This window comes from Glycomyces rhizosphaerae (assembly GCF_042647865.1).
GTDB lineage: Bacteria > Actinomycetota > Actinomycetes > Mycobacteriales > Micromonosporaceae > Glycomyces > Glycomyces rhizosphaerae.
The window spans coordinates 244,604-260,618 of sequence record NZ_JBHRWO010000007.1 but is presented as its reverse complement, the minus strand read 5'-3'; the positions used below and the strand labels follow the sequence as shown (position 1 = coordinate 260,618).

General features: G+C 71.8%; 14 protein-coding genes. 2 read left to right on the top strand and 12 right to left on the bottom strand.

All coding sequences use genetic code 11. From position 1 onward, the window contains the following. Window positions 1–122: 122 nt before the first annotated feature. The 12 genes from ACFO8M_RS07970 to ACFO8M_RS07915 form a co-directional block, all read right to left on the bottom strand. Complete coding sequence (locus tag ACFO8M_RS07970) at window positions 123–755, bottom strand: hypothetical protein (RefSeq protein WP_387972978.1); 633 nt, start codon at window positions 753–755, stop codon at window positions 123–125. Next, complete coding sequence (locus ACFO8M_RS07965) at window positions 752–2,101, bottom strand: glycosyltransferase (protein WP_387972975.1); 1,350 nt, start codon at window positions 2,099–2,101, stop codon at window positions 752–754. Before ACFO8M_RS07965 ends, ACFO8M_RS07970 begins: the two co-directional genes overlap by 4 nt. After that, on the bottom strand, window positions 2,091–2,630 hold the full coding sequence (locus ACFO8M_RS07960; protein WP_387972972.1) for a hypothetical protein: 540 nt from the start codon (window positions 2,628–2,630) through the stop codon (window positions 2,091–2,093). Before ACFO8M_RS07960 ends, ACFO8M_RS07965 begins: the two co-directional genes overlap by 11 nt. After that, on the bottom strand, window positions 2,627–3,823 hold the full coding sequence (locus tag ACFO8M_RS07955) for a glycosyltransferase (protein WP_387972969.1): 1,197 nt from the start codon (window positions 3,821–3,823) through the stop codon (window positions 2,627–2,629). Before ACFO8M_RS07955 ends, ACFO8M_RS07960 begins: the two co-directional genes overlap by 4 nt. A gap of 88 nt (window positions 3,824–3,911) precedes the next feature. Further along, window positions 3,912–5,489 carry a glycosyltransferase family 4 protein gene (locus ACFO8M_RS07950; RefSeq protein ID WP_387972965.1) on the bottom strand — a complete coding sequence of 526 codons (1,578 nt, stop codon included), beginning with the start codon at window positions 5,487–5,489 and terminating at the stop codon, window positions 3,912–3,914. Further along, a complete protein-coding gene (locus tag ACFO8M_RS07945; protein ID WP_387972963.1) occupies window positions 5,486–7,030 on the bottom strand; it encodes a glycosyltransferase family 4 protein in 1,545 nt (514 codons plus the stop codon). Before ACFO8M_RS07945 ends, ACFO8M_RS07950 begins: the two co-directional genes overlap by 4 nt. 165 nt (window positions 7,031–7,195) lie before the next feature. Continuing rightward, a complete protein-coding gene (locus ACFO8M_RS07940; protein ID WP_387972960.1) occupies window positions 7,196–8,758 on the bottom strand; it encodes a glycosyltransferase family 4 protein in 1,563 nt (520 codons plus the stop codon). A 27-nt stretch (window positions 8,759–8,785) separates the two neighbouring features. Beyond that, on the bottom strand, window positions 8,786–9,361 hold the full coding sequence (locus tag ACFO8M_RS07935; protein WP_387972957.1) for a hypothetical protein: 576 nt from the start codon (window positions 9,359–9,361) through the stop codon (window positions 8,786–8,788). Continuing rightward, window positions 9,358–10,701 carry a glycosyltransferase gene (locus ACFO8M_RS07930; protein WP_387972956.1) on the bottom strand — a complete coding sequence of 448 codons (1,344 nt, stop codon included), beginning with the start codon at window positions 10,699–10,701 and terminating at the stop codon, window positions 9,358–9,360. Before ACFO8M_RS07930 ends, ACFO8M_RS07935 begins: the two co-directional genes overlap by 4 nt. Next, window positions 10,691–11,227 (bottom strand): hypothetical protein, encoded by a 537-nt coding sequence (locus ACFO8M_RS07925; protein WP_387972954.1) that lies wholly within the window; start codon window positions 11,225–11,227, stop codon window positions 10,691–10,693. The genes ACFO8M_RS07930 and ACFO8M_RS07925 overlap by 11 nt, the downstream gene beginning before the upstream one ends. Beyond that, window positions 11,224–12,453, bottom strand: coding sequence for a glycosyltransferase family 4 protein (locus ACFO8M_RS07920; RefSeq protein ID WP_387972951.1), 1,230 nt, complete (start codon window positions 12,451–12,453; stop codon window positions 11,224–11,226). The genes ACFO8M_RS07925 and ACFO8M_RS07920 overlap by 4 nt, the downstream gene beginning before the upstream one ends. Further along, window positions 12,450–13,997 (bottom strand): glycosyltransferase, encoded by a 1,548-nt coding sequence (locus ACFO8M_RS07915; protein ID WP_387972948.1) that lies wholly within the window; start codon window positions 13,995–13,997, stop codon window positions 12,450–12,452. Before ACFO8M_RS07915 ends, ACFO8M_RS07920 begins: the two co-directional genes overlap by 4 nt. A 228-nt stretch (window positions 13,998–14,225) precedes the next feature. Here ACFO8M_RS07915 and ACFO8M_RS07910 point away from each other — a divergent pair, with 228 nt between their 5' ends. Beyond that, the gene (locus ACFO8M_RS07910) at window positions 14,226–14,837 is read left to right on the top strand and encodes an acyltransferase (protein WP_387972945.1); all 612 of its coding nucleotides are present in this window, start codon (window positions 14,226–14,228) and stop codon (window positions 14,835–14,837) included. Then, window positions 14,837–15,922 (top strand): non-hydrolyzing UDP-N-acetylglucosamine 2-epimerase, encoded by a 1,086-nt coding sequence (wecB, locus tag ACFO8M_RS07905; protein WP_387972942.1) that lies wholly within the window; start codon window positions 14,837–14,839, stop codon window positions 15,920–15,922. The genes ACFO8M_RS07910 and wecB overlap by 1 nt, the downstream gene beginning before the upstream one ends. The last annotated feature ends 93 nt before the right edge of the window (window positions 15,923–16,015 follow it).

Below are 16,015 nucleotides of genomic sequence, written 5' to 3'. Positions count from 1 at the left end.
TCGGTGTCCGACATCGGCGCTGCTCCCTCTGAAGGTCGGCCCGCCCGGGCTGGCGGACGGCTGAGCCCCCCATCCTAGAGACCGCCGCCGGAGGGGCACCACTCGCCGAGTGGTCGATGCCGTCAGAGGGGACGGTACGGCGGGCGGTCCTCCTTGGCGTGGACGTCGGGGTCCCAGGGTTCGAGCGGGAGCAGGACCGGGTGCTCCCTGTAGGGGCCGTAGTGGAGGGCGCGGGTGACCTCGGGGAGCGGGTGGCGCTTGGCGAGGGACCAGCCGAGGGGGATCGTCGCCGGGTCGGGGCAGACCACGACGTCGGCGTGGCCGACCTCGAGCCGGTGCAGTCTCCGCAGCGCCATGCCGCGCAGGGCATGGTGGCGGAAGGGCCGGTAGACCCGCCAGAACACGTTGCGGCGGCAGAAGCCCGCGGCCTTGCGGTGGGCCCGCCGGGCGAGACCTGCGCCGGGGACCTTGCCGTCGAGGCGGCGCAGGACGGCGGCGGGGAGGCGCTCGACGAGCGTCTCGTAGAGCCACAGGAGCGGCCGGCGGTTCTCCTGCCGCGCGAGCGAGTAGACCTCCACGGCGGGGTGGAGGGTCGGTGCGCGCTTCCAGCCCTGGCCGTCGGCCACGACCGCCTGGACCTTCACGCCGCGGCGGGCCATCTGGTAGGCGTAGTCGTTGGTGCGCTTGATGGCCGCGTTGCCGAACAGCAGCACCACCACCCGCTGGGGCAGTTCCTGCACGTCCGTCGCGGTCATCGTCGGCTCCCGTTCGCAGCGATGGCGCGGGCCCGTCGTTCGAAGTCTTCGAGGGCGCGGTACCTGGTGAACCGCGCCGCGTAGTCGCGGGCGCGCTGGGCCGCGTCGGGGTCGGCCTTGCGCGCCGCGTCCCCGGCGTCGGCCATCGCGGCGGCGACCGCGCCCGGTTCGAGGTTCTCGGGCTCGAACCAGAGCGGGTAGTCGCGCAGCAGTTCCTCTGCGGCGCTGCCGCGTTCGTGCACCGAGACGATGGGTTTGCCGGTGGCCATGTACTCGAAGATCTTCCCCGAGGTCACGTACCTCGAGCCGCCCACGAGGAACACGAGCACGTCGCTCGCGGCGTACGCCCCGCCGATGTCGGCCTTCGACACCGGGCCGCGGTGGCGGATGCGCTCCTGGTCGTCGTCAGTGTCGCTGTCGAGGCCCATCTCCGCGCGCATCCGGCCCTCGTACATCGCGAAGAACCCGAGGTGGCCGTAGAGGTCGAGTCGCGCGCCGGGGTGGCGGCCGCCGTCGGCCATGCGGTTGAAGCCCGCGAAGAGGGCCTCGACGGGTTGCGCGGCGGTCATGGTGCCGATGTAGGCGTAGGAGAGCGGCCGGTTCTCGTCGGGGGTGGAAACCGGCACTTCGGGGAGGACGTCGGGGTCCCAGCCGTTGAGCATGACGTGCATGCGGTCGGCCGCCTGCGGGTAGCGCTCGGCGTGCCAGGTCCGCAGGGCCTCGTTCACGAACAGCGCCTCGGCGGCCCCTTCGAGGATGCGCCGCTCCCAACGCCAGGCCGGGTCGCCCTCGGGGAAGGCGTCCTCGTTGGTGAACAGGTCGAGCGTCCACGAGTCCCGGTAGTCCACGATGTACGGCACGCCGGTGCGCCGGCCGAGTTCGTAGGCCGCGCCGAAGGCCGCGAACGGGTTGCCCGTGGCGATCACGAGGTCGAAGGGACTCATCGAGTGGAGCCGCAGGCCCTCCTCGACCGCGGCCTCGCCCCAGGACGCGTACCGGTCCGGGAACTTGAAGCGCTGCTTCCACTTGTGCCAGCGATCGGCCAGGAACGGGAAGTTCCCGCGGAAGCGCCCGAACGAGCGGACGTCGGTTTCCCACACGAAGTTGTCGAGCTCGGGGCTGACCGTGGCGATGCGGGGGTCCACCGTGGCCGCGAGGCCGTCGTCAGTGGAGCCGACGACCTCGGTGAGGAACCACTGCGGGACGCGCGCGACGGTGACGTCCCAGTCGGCCTCGGCGAAGTAGTTGGCGGTGGCGCGGGCCCGGTAGACGCCGCTGGCGCGCGAAGGGGGGAAGTAGAAGGCCAGGTAGAGGACCCTCGGCCGGGTCGTCGGGTCAGCGGTCACCGTCGGCTCCTTCGCGGGGCTCGTACGCGTAGGTGGCGCGGAGGTCGGGGCGGGCGGCGAGGAGGTCGGGCACGAACTCGGTGGCGAGTTCGATGGCCGCCGATTCGCACAGGACCACCCAGTCCGGTTCGGCCGCAGCCAGTCGGGCGCGGACGCGGTCGAGCCGGTGCGCTTCGCGCATCGCCTCGGTCTCGCGCCTGCGCCGCTGGTCGAGCAGGCCGGTGACGGTCCGTTTCCATTGGCGGGCGGCTTTGTCGGCGGGGCGGCGCAGCGGGCCGCGGCCGACGCGGCGCAGGAGTCCGAGCGGGAGTCTCCTCGCCAGGAGCGCGGTCGAGCGGGCCTCGGTGGCGTTGAGGGTGTTGGCATCCAGCCATTCGACGTCGACGCGCGGGTCGAGGTCCCAGCCTTCGCGGTTCACGCCGGCCTCGGCGATGAGGACCACGGTGTGGCCGTCGTCGAGGGCGCGGCGGGTCTCGACGGCGACGGCGCGCTTGCGGCCGGCGGCCGGCGCGAGGAAGAGGAGGTTCACGATGGGTCTCCGAACCAGATCCGGTGGTGGTGAGCGCCTACCGCGGCGTAGGAGTACTTGGCGCGCAGCACGTCTCGGGCCGCGTCGAGGTCGACCTTGTGCGGGTACCGGTCGCGCAGGGACCGGTACGCGTCGGCGAAGACCGCTGGGTCATCGGCGACGTCGACCAGCTGCCCGGCGTCGTCCTCGATGCCGGACAGGACCTGGTCAGACCCGCCGGAGCGGGTCACCAGGACCGGGGTCCCGGCGGCCAGGGCCTCGACGACGACCACGCCGAAGGTCTCGTGGCGGCTGGTGTGGACGAGCAGGTCGTGGTCGGCCATGAGGCCGGGGATCTCGCCCGGGTCGACCGCGCCGAGAAAAGCGACCGCGTCGTCGACGCCGAGCTCGGCGCTCAAGGCTTCGAGCTCGCGGCGGAGCCCGCCTTCCCCGGCGAGGGTGAGCTGGAGGCCCGGGTCCTCGGCGCGGCAGTCGGCGAAGGCCCGCAGGAGGTGGTCGATGCGCTTGCGTTCGATCAGCCCGGCCACCGAGAGCCAGCGGCGCAGCGCGGCCGGCGGCTGGGCGCGGCGGGCCCGGAAGTCGATCGGGTTGGCGATGTAGGCGAGCTTGCCGGTGTGGTGGGGGAAGACGTCCGCGATGAGCCGGTGCAACGGCTCGCCGACGACGAAGATCCCGGCGCAGCGGTCGAGGATCTCGTCGTAGAGCGCGCTGGCGTCGGGCTGTTCGAGCAGCTCTTCGAGGAACGAGGCGTGCTCGGTCAGGTAGACGCGGGCGCCGGGCTTCGCGTTCTCCAAGGCCGCGTAGCCGCCGTACATGGGCACGTGCGCGTGGATGATGTCGGCCTCGATCGGCTTGCCGCCCAAGGCGACGGTGAGCCATTCGGCGTAGCGGCGGGCGTGGAGCGCGTGCTCGCGGCTGCGTTCGACGACCACGGGCAGGCGGTACAGCGTCGCTCCGGCCACGGCCGGGGCCGGGGCGAGCGCGCGGGGCAGCAGCGTCGTCTGGAGTTCGCGGACGCGGCGCAGCCGCTCGGGCTCCTTGGTCACGGCCCACCCGTCGAGGTGGTAGACGTCGGTGCCGTCGAGCCCGGGGGCGACGGCTTCGACCATCGCCTGCACGAACGAACCCCGGTAGGGCCGTTGCGCATCGGGGTACCAGGGGGTCACCACGGCCACGTGCCGCCGCGCGCTCACCGCAGTCGCTCCAAGCTTTCGGGGCGGTCGCCCATCGTTCCTCCGATCGTCGCGAGCGGCCGGTGCCCGGCCGCCGTTCCGTACTGGGTCATGCGGGCAGCGAGTCCGCCAGCGCCCCGGCGGGTTCCTTCGTCGCAGCGGCGCCGGTGAGCGCTTCGTAGAGCGCGACGTACTGGTGCACTTGGCGTTCCCACGTGTATTCGGCGAGCGCCGTCGGGTCGCGGTAGACGGCCCGGTAGGACTCGGGGTCGGCGATGACCTTCTCGATCGCGGTGACGAGGCTGCCGACGTCGCCGGAGGTGAACACCTCGCCGTTGCCGAGGCGGCGGACCTCTTGGGAGAGGGTCTTCACGTCCGAGACGACGAGCGGCAGGTGCGCGTGGCTGTACTCGAAGAACTTGTTGGGCAGGGCGATCTCGTGGTTGATCGGCCCGGTCTGCATCGGGTGGACGCCCATGGTCGCGGTCGACAGGAACCGCGGGAGGTCCGCGTAGTCGACGTAGCCGCGGAAGTGCAGGCGGTCCTCGATGCCGTACGCGCGGCCGAGCGCGATGAGCGACTGCACGTACGGGTGATCGGGGCGGTTCACCAGGAACGCGACGTGCAGGCCGGGGACGTGGCGGGCCGCCTCGATGATCATCTCGATCTTGCGTTCGGGTGCGGCCCAACCGGAGTAGACGGCCAGCGGGGTGTCCGCGCCGAGTTCGCAGGCGCTGCGGACGTCGCCGGGGTCGGGGCGCGAGGGGTCGGCGGAGAGCGGCGCGTTGAGCACCACCGCCGGCGTCCGGTCGAGGCCGTGGTGCTCGCGCAGGAGGTCGGCGAGCGGGGCGGAGACGGTGACGATCGCGTCGGCGTACGGCAGGTACCGGCGCTCGTAGCGCACCAGCGACTCGAAGCGGTCGGGCGGCAGCGTGTCGCAGCCGGGCACGAACTCGTGCGCGTCGTACAGCAGCCGGACCGGTCTGCCCTGCCGGTGCAAGGCGGCGGCGGCGCGGGCGCAGAACCCGATGGGGTACATGTCGTGCGCGTGCAGCAGGTCGGGTTCGAGCCGCAGTATCTCCGGCCGCAGCGCGAGTTCGATGCGGACGGCGTCGTTGTCGAGGCGGCGCCACACGCGGTCGCCCAGCAGGATCGTCCACCACCGGCGCGAGACCCGATCGAGGAAGCCGTCCTCGCGTTCGAGGTACCGGTCGCGGGCCTTGGTCTGGTCGATCCGGCGGCCGATCCAGACCCGCTGGACCTTGCGGCCCATGCGCCGGACCAGGCGCGGCATCCGCAGCAGGCCGTCGCGGCCGCGCTCGTCGGCGAGCGCTTCGAGTTCGATCCGCTCGGCCTTGATGCGCTGCATGCCGAAGCCCGCGCGGGCGGAGACGGCGTACGCCAGCGGGTATTTGAGGGCCGCGACCCGTTCGCGCAGGCGCTTGGGCGGGTCCATCTTGAGCACCGGGATCTTGTGGTACTCGACGTCGCCGTGCCGGTAGTGCTCCGGTTTGCGGGAGACGGAGAGGCCCACGAGGTGGACCTCCCAGCCCTCCTCGGCCATCGACTGCGCGGACTTCTGCACGCGCGAGTCGCCGTCGATGCGGTTGGCCACCACCATCACCACGCGGCCGGGCCGGGTCACCTGGAACATGTCGGCGGGATTCCTTTCGGTCACGGTGTTCACGCCGCCGCTCCGGTCTCGGGAGCGCCGATGAGCGCTTCGTAGAGGCCGGTGAGGTACTCGGCCTGGCGCCGCCAGGTCCACTCGTCGAGCGGCACCCGGTCGAGGTAGGCCTCGCGGTAGCGCTCGGGATCGGCGAGCACCTGCTTGACGGCGCGCGCGAAGTCCTCGGTGTCCTCGGCGCGGAAGACCTCGCCCTGGCCGGTGCGGCGCACCTGCTCGGCGATCGTCTTCACGTCGGAGACGACCATAGGCAGCCTGGCGTGCGAGTAGTCGAAGAACTTGGTGTTCAAGGAGATCTCGTGATTCTGGTGGTGGTGGTTGGGGCTGACCCCGATGTCGGCGGCGGCGACGTAGCGCACGACCTGGTGGTGCGGGACGTGCGGCAGGAGGTGCACGCGCTCGGAGACTCCGAGCTCCTCGGCCCGGGCGACCATGCGCCGAACGTAGGCCCACTGCGGTCGCGAAATCACCAACGCCGCGTGTACTTCCGGCAAGGACGGCAGGGCCTCGACCATGATGTGGATGCCGCGCTGCTCCAGCGGCACGCCGCTGTAGATCATGAGCGGCGTGTCCTTGTCGATGCCGCACTGCTCGCGCAGGTCGGGGACGTCCTCGCCGTCGTCGGTGCGCTGGTCGGGGGTGTTCATGACGACCACGGGGCGCTCGATGAGGCCGTGCTCGGCGACGAGCAGGTCGGCCAGCGGTTCGGAGACGGTGACCACGGCGTCGGCGTAGGGCGCGTGCTCGCGTTCGAAGCCGAGTTGCGCTGCGGGCCACCACGGGTGGCGCTTCCACGGCTTCATGCCGGGCAGGAACTCGTGCGCGTCCCACACGAGCTTCACGTCGCGCCCCGCGGCCTGCGCGCGGATCTTCGCGCGGGCGCCGACGCCGAGCATCTGGAAGTCGTTGGCGTGGATGAGGTCGGGCCGCAGCTCGTCGATGACCGGGCCGAAGGCCAGCTCCAGCTCCCACAGGGCCGGGTCGAGGCGGCGCCAGGCGCGGTCGCCGAGTGCGGCCCGCCAGAAGCGGCCCGCGGTGCGGTCGACCGGGGACGCGGCGGCTTCGCGACGCTCGCGCACCCGCCGGCTCAGGCGCGTGCGGGCCTGGATCCACGCGCTCGCCGCACCGACGGCGGCGGTCTTCGCGCCGAGGGCCAGGCGCGGCCCGAGGCCGCCGTTTTCGACGTTGATCCGGGCCTTGGTGAACGCCAGGTCGGCCTTCCAGGCCCGCACCTGCTTGCGGCGGTAGGCCTCCAGGGGACCGGGCGGGTAGGCGAAGGGGCTGCGGAGCCAGGGGCGGCGCACTTCGTGGCGGCGCCGGTCGAAGTCGCGCCCGGTGGGCACCAGTCGCACCAGGGCCCCGCTCAGGTCCAACTCCTCGGAGCTCGTAACAGTGCTGCCGAAATCGGTGCGGCCCAGGAGGATCACCTCCCACCCCGCGGCGGCGGCCGAGGCGGCCTCCTTCTGGACGCGGGAATCGCCGACGACGCCGTTCTGCACCAGCATCACCACTCGGCGCGCGGGCGGCCGCATGTTCGTCATCGCGCTGTCTCCCCAAGCAGGTTGCCGCCCCGGGCCGGACAGGCGGGGCGCCTGCGGAGCTCGCCGGATGGCACGGCCGCCTCATATTAAACCGAACGCAATGAGAGGAGTACTCACAGTGATGTGATCGAGCGGGCGGGGAGATCGCGGTCGTGGGGCTGTCGATCAACCGTCCAGAAGCCGCTGGTAGATCGCGTCGAGCTTGCGGGCCTGGGCCTCCCAGGTCCATTCGGCGAACCGTTCGGGATCGTCGTAGGCCGCGCGGTAGCGGTCCGGGTCCGCGAGCACGGCCTTGACCGCCTGCGCGAGCGCCTCCGCATCGCGGGCGCGGAACACCTCGCCTTGACCGGTCGCGGTCACCTGCGCGGCCATGGCCTCGACATCGCTGACGACGATCGGCAGCCGCGCGCGCGAGTACTCGAAGAACTTGGTGATCAGGGCGATCTCGTGGTTGAGGTGGTGGTGCAGCGGGATGACGCCGACATCCGCCTCCGACAGGAACGGCACCACCTGCCGGTGGGGCACGTAGGGCAGGAAGTGGACGCGGTCGGCCACGCCGAGCCGCTCGGCCGAGTCCCGCAGGTGCAGCGCGTAGGGGATCTTGCGGCTGCGGATCACCAGTGCGGCGTGGACGCCGGGCAGCGCCGGGAGCGCGGCGACGATCTCGTCCAGGCCGCGCCGCTCGGCGGCGACTCCGCTGTAGACGATCAACGGCGTGTGCGGCCCGATCCCGCAGCGTTCGCGCAGGCTCGGCACCTCGCTCTCGGCTTCGGCACCGCGTACCTCCGGGGCGTTCGTGATCACGGTCGGGGTCGCGGCGAGACGGTGCCGCTCGCGCAGCAGGTCGGCGAGCGGCGCCGAGACCGTCACGACCGCGTCGGCGCAGGGGGCGTACTCGCGTTCGTGGGCGAGCTGCGCCTCGTGCCAGCGCGGGTGCGGGTCCCACGGCCCCATGCCCGGCAGGTACTCGTGGACGTCCCAGACGAGTTTGAGGCTCCGGCCCTTGGCGCGGGCGCGGACCGCCGCGCGGGCGCCGACGCCGAGCATCTGGAAGTCGTTGGCGTGGATGAGGTCCGGCCCGAGCTTGTCGATCACCGGGCCGAAGGCGAGTTCGAGCTCCCACAGGGCCGGGTCGAAACGCCGCCATACGCGCCCGGGCGGCAGGAGCCGCCACAGCCGGGTGGTGAGCCGGTCGAGGCCGGAGGTCATGGTCGCGCGGCGCTCCCGCAGCCGGTCGGTGCGGCGGGACCGCAGCTCGGTCCAGGACCCGTTGAGGCGCAGGCCGATCGAGCGGAGCTTCAGGCCGGCCTCGCGGCAGCGGACCGAGACGGCGGGGAGGCGGTCGGCGTCGGCGGCGAGTCGAGCGCGCGCGAGTCGGAGTTCGAGCCTGCGGACCTTCAGGCGTCGAGTCCGGTATTCCCGGGCCGGGCCGTAGGGGTAGGCGAGGGGGTCGCGGAGGCGCCCGGGCCGGATCTCATGGGCTCTGCGGTCGAGGACGTGCTCGACGGGCAGGAGTCGGACCTTGGCGCCGCCGATCGTCCACTTGCGCGGCCCACCGGTCGGAGAGCAGCCGAGCAGGAAGACCTCCCAGCCCGCGGCAGCGGCGGACTCGGCCTGCTTCTGGACGCGGGAGTCGCCTTCGACGCCGTTCTGGACGAGCATCACGATGCGCCCGCGGTACGCCGCGGACGCTTGGGCTGGCGTGTCGATGGTGTCGCTCCTTGTCAAGAGCCTTCAGTGAGGGGTGGGGTGTGCTCAGGCCGCGGTCTCGGCGGGGACTGTGGCGGTGAGGAGGCCGGTGTCGAAGGCCGTCGTGACCTCCAGTTCCCGGTGTCGCTGCGCGATCCGCCATCCGAAGGGGACGGCGGTGGCGTCGCCGATGACGAGCCGCGTCGCCGAGCCCAGGTCGAGCCTGTCGACGTGTCGCATCGCCAGGCGGCGGACCGTGTGGGGGCGCCGCACGCCGTACAGCGGCCAGAACATGCGGCGGCGCATGATGCCGGAGAGACGGCGGTGGGCCCGGCCTGCGAGTTTGCAGGCCTTGCCGATCGGGCCCGGTAGGCGGGCCGCGCGGCGCAGGACACCGCCGGGGACGCGTTCGACGGCGGCGTTGTAGAGCCAGACGTCCGGGATCCGCCGTTCGTCGGCGCGGAGCGAGACGACGTCGACGCCTTCGGGGAGCGTCCACTGCTTCGCCCAGCAGACGCCGTCGGCGAGGAGCACCGTGACGTCCCAGCCGGCGGCCATGGCGGCCGCGCAGTAGTTGTCGACTCGTCGTCGGTTGCCGGGCTTGAAGACCGCGATGACGACGCGGTTCGGGGGCGGGTTCATCGGCGTCCCTTCCGTTCGACGATCGCGCGGGCGTCGCGTTCGAGCCCGATGAGCGCCTGTTCGCGGGTGAAGCGCTCGCCGTACACGCGGGCGGCCTTGACGAGGCGTTCGTCGGGTTCGCGGGCGGCGCGCCCGGCGGCCGCGGCGGCTTCGGCGATGTCGGCGGGGTCGAGGCTGCGCGGCCGGAACCAGAGCGGGTAGTCCTGGAGGAGGTCTTCGGCGGCGCACGGGCTCTCGTGGATGGAGAGGATCGGTTTGCCGGTGGCCATGTACTCGAAGACCTTTCCGGTGGTCACGTACTTCGAGCCGCCGGTCATGAACACGAGGACGTCGCTGGCGGCGTAGGCCTCGCCGATGCTGCTCTTGGCGACCGGACCGAGGTATTGGACGGGGGCGTCCTCGCCGGCGTCGCCCAGGCCGAGTTCCTGGCTGAGCGTGGCGCGGCTGTTGACGAAGAACCCGAGGTGGCCGAAGATCTTGAGCGCGTCGCGCTCGTGCCCGGGGATCGCGCGCAGCCGCTTGAACGCCTCGACGGCCTCCTCGATGGGCTGGACGTTGGTGATGGTGCCGATGAAGCCGTAGGCGAGGCCGCTGTCGGGGTCGGGTTCGGTGTGGGCTTGGGAGGGTTCGAAGAATTCGGGATCCCAGCCGTTGAGGACGACGCGCATGCGGTCGGCCGCGAAGGGGTAGCGGGCGGCGTGCCATTCGCGCATGGCGTCGTTGACGAAGACGCTGTGCGCGGCCGAGCGGAGGATGCGCCGCTCCCACGGCCACGCCGGATGGTCGGCGGGGAACATGTCGGCGTTCGCGAACTGGTCGAGGGTCCACGAGTCGCGGTAGTCCACGATGTACGGGATGCGGGCCAGCTTGCGCAGGGCCCAGGCAGCGGCGAAGGACGAGAAGGGGTTTCCGGTCGCGATGGTGAGGTCGAAGCGGGACCCGCGGTTGAGTTTCAGCGCGCGGCGGACGGCGGCGGTCGACCACGCGAGGTAGCGCTCGGGGAAGACGTGCCGCTGCTTCCAGAGGTACCAGCGTCTGGCGGCCTCGGGGAAGGTGCCTCGGAAGCGCCCGAAGCGGCGCACGTCGGTCTCCCAGGAGAAGTAGTCCATCTCGGGGCGTTCGACGGTGATGCGCGGGTCGATGCGCGCTTCGAGGGCGTCGTCATGGGACTTGACGACGTCGGTGAAGAACCGGTGGGGGGCGGCCATGACGGTGACGTCCCAGCCGGCTCCCCGGAAGTGCTCGGCGGTGGCGTAGGCGCGGAAGACGCCGCTGGCACGCGAGGGCGGGTAGTAGAACGCCAGGTAGAGCAGGCGCGGGCGTTGAGCGTCAGCCGGCATGGGCAGGGTCCAATGATGATCGGGTCTCGAAGGAGAAGGTGGTCTTCAGGTCCGGTCGGGCGTCGAGGAGTGCGGGGAGGCAGTGGACGCCGAGTTCGACCGCGAGGGGTTCGTGGAGCACGATCCAGTCGGGCTCCCAGTCGTCGAGGGCCTGGCGGACGCGGGCGATCCGGTGCTGCTCGCGCATCGCCTCGGTGCGGGGGTTGCGGCGCCGTTTCAAGGGCCCCAGGAAGGTGCGGCGCCATGCGCGGGAGACGCGTTCGGCCGGGCCGCGCAGGGGGCCGCGCCCGATGCGGCGGAGCGCCCCGAGCGGGAGGCGCCGCAGGAACAGGCGCACGAGGAGCGATTCGGGGAACTCGACGGCCTTCGCGCCGATCCAGCGGGTCTCGACGCGTGCGTCGAGACCCGATCCCTCCCAGTCCTCGGCGACGACGCGCACTCGGTGGCCCGCGTCGGCGGCGGCGCGGGTCTCGGCGGCGAGAGCGTCGCGCCACGCGCTCTTGGGCGCCACGAACACGATGTTCACCGGTCTCCTCCGTTCGAGCGGTCCCAGATCTCGAAGTGGCGTTCGGCCACCGTCTCGGAGGAGTACCGGCCGCGCAGGCGCTCGCGCGCGGCGAGCACGTCGGTCTTCTCGGGGTGGCGTTCGCGCAGATCGAGGTAGGCGGCGACGAGCACGTCGGGGTCGTCGTCGACGTCGTAGAGTGCCCCGGCGTCGCTCTCGATGCCGCGCAGCACCTGGTCGGAGCCGCCGCAGCGGCTCACCAGGACCGGGGTGCCGGCGGCGAGCGCCTCGACGACCACGACGCCGAAGGTCTCGTGGCGGCTGGTGTGGACGAACAGGTCGTGGTCGGCCATGAGGCCGTGCACCTCGTCGGGGTCGACCGAGCCGAGGAAGTCGACCGCGTCGGCGACGCCGAGGTCGTCCGCGAGCGCTTCGAGGGCCGCGCGGAGCCTGCCGTCGCCGGCGAGGGTGAGGGTGAGCTCGGGGAAGCGGGCCCGGCAGCGGGCGAACGCCTCCAGCAGGTAGTCGATGCGTTTGCGCTCGTTGAAGGCCCCGACCGAGAGCCAGCGCCGCAGATCGGCCGCGGGCGGCTCGATCCCGGCGGGGAATTCGATGGGGTTGGCGATGTACTCGAGCTTGGAGGCGTGGTGCGGGAAGGCGGCGGCGATCCGGTCGTGGAGGGGTTCGCCGACGACGAAGAAGCCGTCGGCGCGGTCGAGGATCTCGTCGTAGCGTGCGCGCGCGGCCGGCTGCTCGAGGACCTTGTCGAGGAACGAGGAGTGCTCGGTCATGAAGACCATGGCGTCGGGTCGGGCGTTCTCGAGGGCGGCCCAGCCGCCGGTGATCGGCACGTGGGCGTGCACGATCGGCGCCTCGATCGGCTTGTCCTGCAGGAAGGCGCGCATCCAGCGGGCGGAGGCGTCGGAGTGGGTGATCCACGCGGTGTCGCGCGGCGTCAGCGTCGGGACGCGGTAGAGGACCGCGTCCTTCGCGGCGGGGTGGGCCGAGGCTTCGAGCGCGACGGCGGAACGGTGCAGCAACCGGGTGTGGAGGTCCATGAGCGGCGGGTTGGCGTCGAGCGGCGCACCCACGGCGCCGACGGGCCAGCTCTTGAGGTGGTACACCGTGAGGTCGGCGCATCCTGGGGCGACCGCTTCGACCTTGGCGCGCACGAAGGTCCCCGCGTAGGTCACCTGCGAGTCGGGGTACCAGGGCGTCACGACCGCGACGCTTCGGTCTGCCTTCACTGTGTCCGGTCCTCCTTCCGGTGGTCGGGTCGGCCGATGAGCCGTTCGTAGACGCCGGCCAGCTGGTTCGCCTGGCGCTCCCAGGTCCATTCGTGGAGGGGGACGCGATCGGCGTACGCCTTGCGGTAGCTCTCGGGGTCGGCGAGGATCCGCTTGGCGGCGCTCGCGAAGTCCTCGACGTCCTCGGCGCGGAAGACCTCGCCCTGGCCGGTCTCGTGGACGGTCTTCGCCATGGTCTTGACGTCGCTGACGAGGACCGGAAGGCGCGCATGGGAGTACTCGAAGAACTTGGTGATGAGGGAGATCTCGTGGTTCTCCCAGTGGTGGAGGGGGATGACGCCGACGTCGGCGGCGGACAGGAACGGCACCACCTGGCGGTGCGCGACGTAGGAGAGGACGTGGACGCGGTCGGCGAGGCCGAGTTCGGCGGCGCGTGCCTGGAGTCGCTTGACGTAGCGCCACTGGGGGTAGGAGACGACGAACGCCGCATGCGCCTCGGGCAGCGAGGGCAGGGCCTCGACCATGATGTGCATGCCGCGCTGTTCGAGCGGGGCGCCGCTGTAGACCAGGAGCGGAGTGTCGGGGCCGATGCCGCAGCGTTCGCGGAGCGTGGGGTCGGGGGCTTCGACCGAGTCGGTGAGGTCGGGGACGTTCATGACCACGGCCGGGAGTTCGGGCAGGGCGTGCCGGGCCTGCAGCATCTCGGCGACCGTGTCGGAGACGGTGACGACGGCGTCGGCGTAGGGCGCGTGCTCGCGTTCGTGCGCGAGCTGCGCCGGCTTCCACCACGGATGGTTCTTCCACGGCTTCATGCCCGGCAGGAACTCGTGCACATCCCACACCAGCTTCACCTCCCGCCCCGCCGCCGCGGCCCGCATCTTCGCGCGGGCCCCCACACCGAGCATTTGAAAGTCGTTGGCGTGAATGAGATCCGGCTTGAGCTCGTCGATGACCGGCCCGAACGCCAACTCGAGCTCCCACAGCGCCGGATCGAGACGACGCCAAGCCCGATCCCCGAGCACGGCCAGCCAGAACCGCCCCGCGAACCGCTCGACCGGCGACACGGCCGCCTCACGACGCTCACGCACACGCCGGCTCGACCGCGTGCGGCCACCGACCCACACACTCGCGGCGGCGACGGCCGCGCCCTTCACCCCCAGCGCCAGGCGCGCCCCGAGCGTCGCGGCCGCGCCGCGTTCGCGGGTGTCGACCGCGATCGTCGCCTTGGCGAACGCCAAGTCCGCCTTCCAGGCCCGCACCTGCTTGCGCCGATAGGACTCCAGAGGCCCCGGCGGGTAGGCGAGAGGACTCCGCAGCCAGGCCCGACGGACCTCATGCCGACGCCGGTCGAAATCACGGGCCGTGGGAACCAGCCGCACCACGGCGCCGCCCAGATCCCATTCCTCGGCGCGCTTGTCGGTGCGGCCCAACAGGATCACCTCCCAGCCCGCGGCCGCCGCCGAAGCGGCCTCCTTCTGCACGCGAGAATCCCCCACGACGCCGTTCTGCACCAGCATCACGATGCGCCCCGGGTGGTCGGCCATGGTGCTCCTCCGAAAGTCAGTGCCGGACGCGCTCCGGCCCCGGTCAACGTCAGATAATACGAAACGCACTCGTTTACCCTTCGTTGTCTCGCAGTTCCATAAGCCGACTGACCTGCGCAATGCGACGTTCGCTTGCTTCCGATGCGGTCGGTGCGGATCGGGCGTCGGTATGATCGTGCGGACGAAACCGATCTCGGCGCTTGCCGCCAACTCCACCGAAAGCAGCGAATGCATTACAGGGTTCAGGACACCGCTCAGGTGCACGAGAGCGCCGCGATCGGCGAGGGCACCTCTATCTGGGAGCTCGCCCAGATCCGCGAGCACGCCAGCCTCGGCACCGACTGCGTGATCGGCCGCGGCGCCTACATCGGCACCGGCGTGCGCATCGGCGACAACGTCAAGATCCAGAACTACGCGCTCGTGTACGAGCCCGCGACCCTCGCCGACGGCGTGTTCGTCGGCCCGGCCGCCGTGTTCACCAACGACCACAACCCGCGCGCGGTCGCCCCCGACGGCAAGGCCAAGCGCGCCTCCGACTGGGAGGCCGTCGGCGTCGACGTCGCCGAGGGCGCCTCCATCGGCGCCCGCGCCGTCTGCATCGCGCCGCTGCGCATCGGCCGCTGGGCCATGGTCGCGGCCGGCGCCGTGGTCACCAAGGACGTGCCCGACCACGCGCTCGTCATGGGCGTCCCCGCCAAGTTCGCCGGCTGGGTCGGCCGCGCGGGCGCCCGCCTGGTGGCGGACGGCGAGGGACTGTGGCGCTGCCCCCAGACCGAAGAGCGGTACTCGGAGACGGACGGCGTCCTCTCCCCCATCGGCGAAACGAAGGAGCAGTCCTAGTGAAGGTCGTCAGCATCGTCGGGGCCCGCCCCCAGCTCGTGAAGCTCGGCGCGGTCGCGAAGGCCTTCGCGGGCACCGAGCACCGGCACGTGGTGATCCACACCGGGCAGCACTACGACCCCGAGCTCTCGGACGTGTTCTTCACCGAGTTCGGCATCCCCGAACCCGACTTCCACCTCGGCATCGGCTCGGGCAGCCACGGCGCCCAGACCGGCGCGATGCTCGCCGCGATCGACCCGATCCTCGACGCCGAGCAGCCCGACTGGGTGCTCGTCTACGGCGACACCAACTCCACGATCGCGGGCGCGCTCTCCGCCGTCAAGCAGCACCTGCCGGTCGCGCACCTCGAAGCGGGCCTGCGCTCGTTCAACCGGCGCATGCCCGAGGAGCACAACCGCGTCCTCACCGACCACTGCGCCGACCTGCTGCTGGCGCCCACCGATGAGGCCGTGCGGCACCTCACCAACGAGGGCCTGGGCAGCCGGGCCGTCAACGTCGGCGACGTCATGGTCGACGTCTGCTTCCACACCCGCGACGCCGTGCTCGCCGCCGGAGAGCGCCCCGAACTGCCCGCCGGGATCGACCCCGAGCAGCCGTTCCTGGTCTCCACCCTGCACCGGGCCGAGAACACCGACGACCCCGAGCTGCTCGCCGCGCTCATCGAATCCCTTGCGGGCCTGCCGATCCCGGTGGCGCTCCTGGCCCACCCGCGCCTCCAGGCGAAGGCCGACCAGTACGGGCTCAAGCTCACCCAGGGTTCGCTGCACGCGGGCAAGCCGCTGCCGTACCGCCAGCTCGTGGCGGCCGTCCTCGCCTCCTCGGGCGTGGTCACCGACTCCGGCGGCCTCCAGAAGGAGGCGTACCTGCTCGGCCGCGCCTGCACCACGCTGCGCACCGAGACCGAATGGGTCGAGACCCTCGAAGGCGGCTGGAACGTCCTCGTCGCCCGCCCCGACCAGCTCACCCCCGAAGCGTGGCACCAGGTCGCCACCCGCTCCGCCCCCACGGCCGCGCTCGACGCCCCCTACGGCGACGGCCGCGCCGGAGCCGCAGTGGTGAAGGTCCTGGAAGAACGACTGCCGTAGCGCGAAACGACGGCGTCGGTCGCGAGGTGAACGCCTCGCGTCCGGCGCCTCGCCCGTTCACCCCACAGACTTGATCCGGACAGCTCAGGGCCC

Coding starts and splice junctions, on each gene's coding strand:
- ACFO8M_RS07970 (WP_387972978.1), bottom strand. CDS start 755: ATGACCGCGACGGACGTGCAGGAACTGCCCCAGCGGGTGGTGGTGCTG.
- ACFO8M_RS07945 (WP_387972963.1), bottom strand. CDS start 7,030: ATGACGAACATGCGGCCGCCCGCGCGCCGAGTGGTGATGCTGGTGCAG.
- ACFO8M_RS07935 (WP_387972957.1), bottom strand. CDS start 9,361: ATGAACCCGCCCCCGAACCGCGTCGTCATCGCGGTCTTCAAGCCCGGC.
- ACFO8M_RS07930 (WP_387972956.1), bottom strand. CDS start 10,701: ATGCCGGCTGACGCTCAACGCCCGCGCCTGCTCTACCTGGCGTTCTAC.
- ACFO8M_RS07915 (WP_387972948.1), bottom strand. CDS start 13,997: ATGGCCGACCACCCGGGGCGCATCGTGATGCTGGTGCAGAACGGCGTC.
- ACFO8M_RS07910 (WP_387972945.1), top strand. CDS start 14,226: ATGCATTACAGGGTTCAGGACACCGCTCAGGTGCACGAGAGCGCCGCG.